Source organism: Streptosporangium minutum, assembly GCF_002149035.1.
GTDB lineage: Bacteria > Actinomycetota > Actinomycetes > Streptosporangiales > Streptosporangiaceae > Streptosporangium > Streptosporangium minutum.
The window spans coordinates 1-8,273 of the sequence record NZ_NGFP01000342.1; the positions used below are offsets into that span (position 1 = coordinate 1).

Here is an 8,273-nt window from a genome sequence, read left to right on the forward strand (position 1 = left end):
CGTCCGAGGGTATGTGCCCCGACAGCGCCCGCTTACCGGTAGCAGCGACACGCCCCGTCGCATTTGGAGCGCCCTCACCCCGAATCTGCGCAGCGCGTACCCACAACCGCAGCGTCTCGCGGCTGATCCCCAGGTCCCTCGCGATCGACGTGATCGTCCGGTCCGGCCTGGACAAGACCAACGCGACCGCGTCGGCCTTGAACTCGGGCGGGTAGTTCTTCATCACCATCAGTGACATCTCTTCCCCTGGACCTCAAGATCCAGTCTCCAAGGTGTCCACATTCAAGGGGGAACGCCCGTCTCCATGCTCAGCCTGCACCTGCTCCAGTCGGCGCTGGTCTTCATCAACACCCTGCTTGTCCAGTCCGTCCTCAAGGACCCTGCCTGGCAGAAGAAGCTGACCGACGCCGACAAACGAGGACTCTCGCCACTGTTCTGGTCCAACGCCAACCTGTACGGCACGATCGACATCGACATGGGTCGCCGTCTTGACCTCGACCTGTTCGCCTGACCCTTCCCGTCGATCACGCCGATGGCCGGGGCGGGACGCCCTGGCCGGGTAGTAGGTCGGCCAGGGCGGTTCGCACGGCCGCCCGGCTCACCCCATGAGCCCGTGCCAGGGCCGCGATCGAGGCGCCCTCGCGGAAGGCCGCCCGCACGTCCTCGCGCCGGTCACCGTCCAGCGCGGGCGGCCGGCCGCGGTAGCGGCCTTCGCCCTCGGCGGCGGCGATCCCCTCGACGGTGAGCTCGTTCTGGATGTCACGTTGGAACTGGCCGACGGCGGTGATCACGTTGATGATGACGGCGGTGGTGGCGTCGCCTGCGGCGAGGTCGTGGAAGTTCGACAGCGGTCCGGACAGGACGCGCAGGGCGACGCCGCGGGCTTGGCACCAGTTGCGGACGGCGTGGATGTCGAGCAGGTCGCGGCAGAGCCGGAACAGCTCCGAGACCGTCAGGGTGCCGCCGGGGTGCGCCCTGGCGGCGATCTTGCCGAACGCGGGCCGGTCGAGGGCGGGGATCTCGGAGGTGGTGGCGGGGTCCTCGAAGAGGAGGACGCCGTCGGTAGGCCGGAATCCCTCGGCGACGCCTTCGGTGCGCATGAGAAGGCCGGCCTCGGTGAGGATGTGGCGCTGCCGCGGCAGGGACTGGGTCGCGGTGGAGACGCGGGAGTAGACGATCTGCACCGGGCTCTCCTCGGGAAGGGTTGGCGCCCGGTTTTCCTGTCGGAAAATCCTGTCGTCAGTTCGTGTGCGGAACCAGCCATCCGACGTCACGGTTCGTGGCTCGGTGTCCGGTTTTCGTGAGGGCTTGCGGGGTCGAGTCAGAGGGTGTCGTTAAATCTTCTAATCCCGACACCCTGAGGATGACGTCGTAACCGTGGATCAAGGACAGTTGCTCTGATCGGCCGTATGGCAACCAATGGGAGAATTGGTCCATGGGAGCATCAGTTAGGCAGATTCAAGTCACCTTCGACTGCGCATCACCTGAGCGCGTTGCTCGTTTCTGGTGCGAGGTGCTGGGGTACGTCGCGCCGCCGCCACCAGAGGGCTTTGCCAGTTGGGACGACTTCAATCGCACACTGCCGACTGAGCAGCGGGATTCATGGTTCGCATGCAGCGATCCCTCGGGCGCGGGTCCGCGGCTGTACTTCCAGCGCGTTCCCGAAGGCAAGGTCGTCAAGAACCGGCTGCACCTTGACGTGCGGGTCGGCACCGGGCTAGTGGGTGAGGAACGCCTGGCAGCCCTTGAGGCCGAATGCGCGCGGCTGATCCCGCTCGGCGCGGTACGCGTGCGGCTCCTGCCTGCCGATGAAGAAAACGAGTCGTGCCTCGTGATGCAGGACATCGAGGGCAACGAGTTCTGCCTGGGCTGACGGACGTCTACCTCGTTGAACGTCGAACAAGACAGCGTGCGGTGGCCTCCGTTCCAGGGGCCGATCCTCGGCCCGATCATCAAAGCGCTGATCGCGGCCTTGGGCCCGGCCTGGCACGCGTGCCACAGCACGATCGGCGTGTTCGTCGACCACGACCCCGCCGGCCTCCAGGTCCGCGGCCTGCTCTGCCGGCACTGCAACACATGGCTGGAGACCTGCCCCCACTCCACGGGCTGTGCTTGGGGCGACTACCTCAACAACTCGCCGGTGGCCCACCTCGGCCTGACCTACCCGCGAGCCGCGATCAGCCGCAAGCCGCGGCGATCCGGCGCGTGAGAGGCTCAGAATCCACGGCGCGATCACGAACCGCAATCGTGATCACTCACATAGCTACCTTGGGGCTGGGGCCAGCTTCGGGAGCGGAGGGCCGAGCCGGAAGTGCCCAGTTGCTGGGGGTTACGGGTAGTAACGGCGCAGGAAACAATGGATATGCAGGTCGGCGCTTCATCTTTCAGACTGTGCCCGGGTCCCTGACAGGGACTCCGATCTGCATATCCGTTGGAAATTTCTTCATTACTACCGGGACCCCTACCGGAGGGCACCCGACTTCATGGTCTCCGACACTTCTACGCGTCGGGTCTGAACCAAGGCGAGTCTCAACCCGAAGGTGATCCGGTCGCGGCTTGGTCACGCGACGATTTTCGAGACGATGGACACGTACGGGCGCCTGCTCCCAGACGATGAAGACCTCGGCCGGGGTGCGGTGGAAACCTTGACCGCTACCGCTCCGGCGGAACAGGGACGGAACAGGGAAGTGGAATGACCACTCCGCCGCAGGTCGGCGGCGGGAGGACGGACGAGTCGGCCTGTAGGCCGGGTTTTGTCCTTCACTTGCGTGAAGGGGCGACCATCCATCTAGGGCCGTCGTTGCCGGCGGCCTCAAGCGGTCTACCCGCGCGGCTCGGGCGGGCAGCCCTCAAACGTCGCGCGCGGGACGCTCCGGGGAGCGTCCCTTCTTGACCTTGCTCCGGGTGGGGTTTACCTAGCCGCCCACGTCACCGTGGGCGCTGGTGGTCTCTTACACCACCGTTTCACCCTTACCTCCCTTGCGGGAGGCGGTCTGTTCTCTGTGGCACTGTCCCGCGGGTCGCCCCGGGTCGGCGTTACCGACCACCCTGCCCTGTGGAGCCCGGACCTTCCTCGGCGGGCCTCCGAAGAGACCCGACGCGGCCGCCCGGCCGGCTCGTCCGCCGTGACCACAAGCCTATCGGCTCCCAAGTGGTCTCCAACCGAGCGGCAAGTCATCTCCGGTGGAATGGGGATCACACGGCCCCGGGGGGCACGAGCGCCCGGGGGACGACCGATGAGAGCACGACCGATCACCAGGTCGGACGGGCGCCGCGTGTGCGCGGGGGACGGAGGGCATGCCACCCCCGCGCACACGGGTCGTCGGTGGGAAGTGCCGATTCAGCGCAGGTGCGAGGTGTCGTTGAACGCTTTGACCACCGCGGGCCCATCGGCGTAATACTCGATCAGGGACAGGGCTGCCAGATCGAGATGCATGCGGTACAGCGCGGCGAGGGGAGCCAGCAGCGCTGACTGGAGCAGCATCTTGATCGGCGTGACGTGGGAGACGGCGAGGACCGTCCTGCCCTCGTAACGCTCGACCAGCCGGTCCCCGGTCGCCTGGACCCGCCGCGCCGCCACCCCAAAACTCTCCCCACCCGGCGGCGCGGCGGACGGGTCCGCCAGCCACGCGGCGAGCGCGTCCGGCCAGCGGCGCTGGATCTCGGTGAACGTGTGGCCCTCCCAGTCGCCGAAGTCGGCCTCCCGGAGTCCTTCTTCGACGACCACCTCCAGCCCGAGCCGGGCTGCGACGATCTCGGCGGTGGCGCGGGCGCGCTTGAGGGGTGAGCTGACGACCACCTGGATGCCGTACGGCTCGCGCGACAGCCTGGCCGCGGCGGCTTCCGCCTGGGCGATGCCGTTGGGGGTGAGCTCCGGGTCGCCGAGCCCGGAGAACCTGCGCTCGACCGAGAGCGGGGTCTCGCCGTGCCGGAGCAGGAGCAGCGAGGTCGCCACGGTCGTGGGCGCACGCCAGCCGGTGCCCGTGGTCCCGGGCACCGCCGCCTGGCCCGATGAGACGTCCTGGTCCGATGAGACGTCCTGGTCCGATGAGACGTCCTGGTCCGATGAGACGGCATCGGCGTCGATGAGGTCGAGAAGGGAGTCCTGCGCGGCGAGCGGGGCGGCAGCCGTGGCAGGGCGGCCGGGGACCTCGGCGGCCGAGGCGTCGGACAGGCCGAACTCCCGGGCCTCGGAGGGGCCGGTGAGCGGGGAGCCGTCGCCCGCGGAACCTGCGGCCGTCGAACCCGTGCGCGCGGAACCCGTGCGTGCCGAACCCGTGCCCGCGGAACCGCTGGGCTGCCAGGGGCGGCCCTTGGCGGCGGCGTCCATCGCCTCGTTGGCCAGCCGGTCGGCGTCCTTGTTCTTCTCCCGGGGGATCCACTGCCAGGTGACCCTGAGACGCCGGGCGAGGGTGCCCGCCTCCAGCGCGAGCGGGCGCAACCCCTCGTTCTTGATCTTCCAGCGGCCGGCCATCTGCTCGACGACCAGCTTGGAGTCCATCCGGACCTCGACGACCGCGCCGTCGCCCGCCAGGGCGAGGAGCGACTGCAGGCCCGCGATCAACCCGCGGTACTCGGCGACGTTGTTGGTCTGGGTGCCGATCGCCTCGGCCGTCTCGACCAGCACCTGGCCGTCGGCGGCGTCCTTGACGACCGCACCGTAGCCGGCGGGTCCGGGGTTGCCCCGGGACCCGCCGTCGGCCTCGATGACGAAGGAGGTCACAGGCCTGACTCTGCGGTGCGGACCAGGATCCGGCGGCACTCCTCGCAGCGGATCACCTCGTCGTGGGAGGCGGCCTTGATGCGGTTGATCTCGGCGATGGACAGGCTGGTGCGGCAGCCGAGGCAGCGGGCGCCCTGCAGCATCGCGGCCCCCACCCCGAACTGGTCCCGGAGCTTCTCGTAGAGGGCCAGCAGGTCGGCGGGGATGTCGGCGACGACCTCCGAGCGCTTTCCCCTGACCTCGGCGCTCTCCTTGTCGATCTCGGCGAAGGCGGCGTCCCTGCGGTCCTCGGAGACGCTGCGGGCGGCGACGAGCCCGTCGCGCTCAGCGGCGATCTTGGTGACCTGCGCGTCGGCCGCCTCCCGGCGCTCCATGATCTCCAGCACGACCTCCTCCAGGTCGCTCTGGCGGCGGTTCAGGGAGGCGATCTCGGACTGGAGGCTCGCCAGGTCCTTCGGGGAGGAGACCTGGCCGGAGTCGAGGCGCTTCTGGTCGCGCTCGGCGCGGATGCGGACCGAGTCGACGTCCGCCTCCGCCTTGGACTGCTCGCGGGCCAGGTCACCCGCCTCGGTCTCGGCCGAGATCACCTGAGTCGCGAGCCTCGCCACGCGGGCGGAGATCTCGTCGATCTCGGCCAGCTCGGGCAGGGTGCGGCGACGATGGGCCAGCCGGTCGATGACGGAGTCGAGTTCGGCCAGGTCGAGCAGACGCTTCTGGGCTGCCGGGGCTGCTTTCACTTCAAATCCTCGCACTCTGCTGTTGTCTTCCAGGCGTCCGTGACCGTCTCGGATACGCGCGTCTCAACAGTAATCCCCTTCCCGGCCAATCCGGACGCCAGTCGGCGTGCCGCCTCGGTCAGCCAGGGCCATTCGGTGGCCCAGTGGGCGGCGTCGATCAACGCGGGCCCGTCGGGGGCCTCCATGAACTCACTCGCCGGGTGGTGGCGCAGGTCCGCGGTGAGGAAGACGTCCACTCCGGCGGCGCGGGCCGTACCGAGGAGGGAGTCTCCCGATCCCCCGCTCACCGCGACCCGCCGGACCTCGCGGTCGAGGTCCCCGGCGACCCGGAGGCCGCCCGCCGTACCGGGGAGCCCCCGGGCGGCCTGGCGGGCGAACTCGCGCAGCGAGAGCGGGGCGGGCAGCGAGCCGACGCGGCCGAGGCCGCGCCGGGGGTCGTCCGCCGAGGGCAGCAGGGGTGTGAGCGGGCCGGTCAGGCCCACGGCGTGGGCGAGCGCGTCGGAGACTCCGGGGTCGGCGACGTCGGCGTTGGTGTGGGCGGTGAAGAGGCCGACGTCGTTCTTGATCAGTGTGTGGACGAGGCGGCCCTTGAAGGTGGTGGCGGCGACGCTCGTGGTGCCGCGCAGGTAGAGCGGGTGATGGGTGACGATCAGGTCGGCGCCCCAGTGGAGGGCCTCGTCCGCGACGGCCGCCACCGGGTCCACCGCGAACAGGACCCTGCGCACCTCCGAAGAGGGGTCCCCGCAGACGAGTCCGACCGCGTCCCACGACTCCGCCCACCGGGGATCGTAGGTCGATTCGAGCTCTCGGACGACGTCGGCAAGAGTAGGCACGTGCGCAGACTACCGGCCTATGTCCGAACGCAGGCGGATCGCCTAATGTAAGTGGATCCTGACCTCGAAGGGCTGGCGTATGAGTCCGAATGTCGCGATCATCGGTGCCGGGTTCGGCGGGCTGTGCATGGCCATACGGCTGGAGCGGGCGGGGATCCGCTCCTACACGATCTTCGAGAAGGGGCCCGGGGTCGGCGGCACCTGGCGGGACAACACCTATCCCGGGGCCGGGTGCGACATTCCCTCGCACCTGTACTCCTTCTCCTTCGAGAGGTACGCCAGCTGGACCCGCCGCTACCCCGGGCAGCCGGAGATCCTCGGCTACCTGGAGATGTGCGCCGACAAGTACGGCCTGCGCCCGCGGATCCGGCTGAACACCGAGGTCACGGCCGCCGCCTTCGACGAGTCGCTGGGCAGGTGGCGGGTGCGCACGGCGGCCGGCGAGCAGCTCTTCGACGTGGTGGTGTCAGGGGTCGGGCAGCTCAACCGCCCCCGGCTGCCCGACATCCCGGGGATGCCCTCCTTCGGGGGCGCGGCCTTCCACTCCGCCCGCTGGGACCACTCCCAGGACCTGACCGGCAGGCGGGTGGCGGTGATCGGCAACGGGTCGTCGGCGGCGCAGCTCATCCCCCGGGTGGCCGAGGTCGCCGGGCACGTGGACGTCTTCCAGCGCACTCCCAACTGGGTCATCCCCAAGCCGGACGCCGTCTTCGGCGAGACCGCCCGGACGGCCTTCCGCCACATGCCGTTCCTGCAGCGGGGCTACCGCGAATGGGTCTACCGGTACGCCGAGGGCGCCCTCTACCGGGCCCTCGCGGGCGGATGGAGCGCCGGGCTGCTGCGCAGGCGCGCCCTGGAGCACCTGCGCGACCAGGTCCCGGACCCGCGACTGCGGGCCAGGCTGACTCCCGGCTACCCGGTCGGCTGCAAGCGGGTCATCATCGACAGCGGCTTCTATCCCGCGCTGACCCGCGCCAACGTGGATCTCGTCACCGAGCCGATCACCCGGATCGTCCCCGCGGGCGTCGAGACCGCCACCGGCCTCCGCGAGGCTGACGTGATCGTCTACGCCACCGGGTTCCAGAGCACCGACTTCCTGGCCCCCATCGACATCACCGGCCGTCAGGGGCGCCGTCTCGGCGAGGAGTGGAAGGACGGGGCGGAGGCCTACCTCGGCATCGCGGTGCCGCACTTCCCGAACCTGTTCCTGCTCTACGGGCCCAACACCAACCTCGGCCACAACTCGATCGTCTTCATGATCGAGTGTCAGGTCGGGTACATCATGCGCTGCCTGCCGTACCTCGCGCGGAGAGGACCGATGGAGGTCAGGCCCGAGGCGATGGAGGCGTGGCGGCGGAGCCTGGACCGGGCGATGGACTCCATGGTGTGGGGGGCGGGCTGCACGAGCTGGTACAAGAACGCGGCGGGCCGGGTGACCAACAACTGGCCGGCCCCGACGACGGTCTACCGGCGGATCACCAGGGCGCCCCGGCCGGCGGCGTTCCGCTTCGCGCGCTGACCCGTCCGGACACCGGGCCCGGGCTCTCGATAGCGTCGTCCGTGACGAGAGCCACCTGCGAAGAAGGGCCTGCCCGTGTCCGCTGAACTCCACCGTGACGCCGTGGTCGCCGATACCCACAACGACCTGCTGATGGCGGTCACGGCACGACCCCCGCGGCAGTGGGCGTCGTTCTTCCGCGAGCGCTGGCTGCCCCAGCTCCACGAGGGCGGGGTGAACGTGCAGGTGCTGCCGGTCTTCATCGACGACCAGTACCGGCCCGAAGGAGCGCTCCGGCAGACCCTGCGCATGATCGAGTGCGCGCACACCCTGGCCGAGGGCAACGCCGACGCGGTACGGCTCTGCCTGGACGGCGCCCAGATCGACCAGGCCCTCGGCGAGGACAGGATCGCCCTGGTGCTGGCCCTGGAGAGCGCCCCCGGCCTGGACGCCAGCGTCGAGCTGCTGCCCACCCTGCACCG

Annotated in this window: 10 protein-coding genes and 1 other RNA gene; 5 read left to right on the forward strand and 6 right to left on the reverse strand. The window is 69.7% G+C overall.

Translation table 11 applies throughout. The features are described from left to right. The coding region (locus CA984_RS40620; RefSeq protein WP_423229293.1) for a transposase at nucleotides 1–238 on the reverse strand (238 nt) is incomplete at its 3' end. Between the two features lie 66 nt (nucleotides 239–304). Here CA984_RS40620 and CA984_RS40625 point away from each other — a divergent pair. Beyond that, entirely contained in the window at nucleotides 305–511 is a 207-nt protein-coding gene (locus CA984_RS40625) for a Tn3 family transposase (protein ID WP_108724688.1), read from the forward strand. Between the two features lie 13 nt (nucleotides 512–524). On the opposite strand, the gene CA984_RS40630 is transcribed toward CA984_RS40625, so the two are convergent. Then, complete coding sequence (locus tag CA984_RS40630; RefSeq protein ID WP_165781608.1) at nucleotides 525–1,184, reverse strand: recombinase family protein; 660 nt, start codon at nucleotides 1,182–1,184, stop codon at nucleotides 525–527. A gap of 251 nt (nucleotides 1,185–1,435) precedes the next feature. Here CA984_RS40630 and CA984_RS40635 point away from each other — a divergent pair, with 251 nt between their 5' ends. Beyond that, nucleotides 1,436–1,873, forward strand: a complete 438-nt coding sequence (locus tag CA984_RS40635; protein WP_086578675.1) for a VOC family protein — start codon at nucleotides 1,436–1,438, stop codon at nucleotides 1,871–1,873. A gap of 15 nt (nucleotides 1,874–1,888) precedes the next feature. Then, the gene (locus tag CA984_RS40640; RefSeq protein WP_133061927.1) at nucleotides 1,889–2,209 is read left to right on the forward strand and encodes a hypothetical protein; all 321 of its coding nucleotides are present in this window, start codon (nucleotides 1,889–1,891) and stop codon (nucleotides 2,207–2,209) included. 517 nt (nucleotides 2,210–2,726) lie between these two features. On the opposite strand, the gene rnpB is transcribed toward CA984_RS40640, so the two are convergent. The 4 genes from rnpB to CA984_RS40660 form a co-directional block, all read right to left on the reverse strand. Continuing rightward, an RNA gene (gene rnpB, locus CA984_RS40645) (RNase P RNA component class A) lies at nucleotides 2,727–3,119 on the reverse strand. A 221-nt stretch (nucleotides 3,120–3,340) separates the two neighbouring features. After that, nucleotides 3,341–4,723 carry a bifunctional RNase H/acid phosphatase gene (locus CA984_RS40650; RefSeq protein ID WP_086578677.1) on the reverse strand — a complete coding sequence of 461 codons (1,383 nt, stop codon included), beginning with the start codon at nucleotides 4,721–4,723 and terminating at the stop codon, nucleotides 3,341–3,343. Next, on the reverse strand, nucleotides 4,720–5,460 hold the full coding sequence (locus tag CA984_RS40655; RefSeq protein WP_086578678.1) for a zinc ribbon domain-containing protein: 741 nt from the start codon (nucleotides 5,458–5,460) through the stop codon (nucleotides 4,720–4,722). The genes CA984_RS40650 and CA984_RS40655 overlap by 4 nt, the downstream gene beginning before the upstream one ends. Beyond that, nucleotides 5,457–6,293 (reverse strand): Nif3-like dinuclear metal center hexameric protein, encoded by an 837-nt coding sequence (locus CA984_RS40660; protein WP_086578679.1) that lies wholly within the window; start codon nucleotides 6,291–6,293, stop codon nucleotides 5,457–5,459. Before CA984_RS40660 ends, CA984_RS40655 begins: the two co-directional genes overlap by 4 nt. 79 nt (nucleotides 6,294–6,372) lie before the next feature. On the opposite strand from CA984_RS40660, the gene CA984_RS40665 reads away from it, so the two are divergent. Both CA984_RS40665 and CA984_RS40670 read left to right on the forward strand, forming a co-directional pair. After that, entirely contained in the window at nucleotides 6,373–7,812 is a 1,440-nt protein-coding gene (locus CA984_RS40665; protein WP_086578680.1) for a flavin-containing monooxygenase, read from the forward strand. Between the two features lie 75 nt (nucleotides 7,813–7,887). Continuing rightward, nucleotides 7,888–8,273 (forward strand): membrane dipeptidase (locus tag CA984_RS40670; RefSeq protein ID WP_207621227.1); only part of this gene is annotated, 386 nt, incomplete at its 3' end.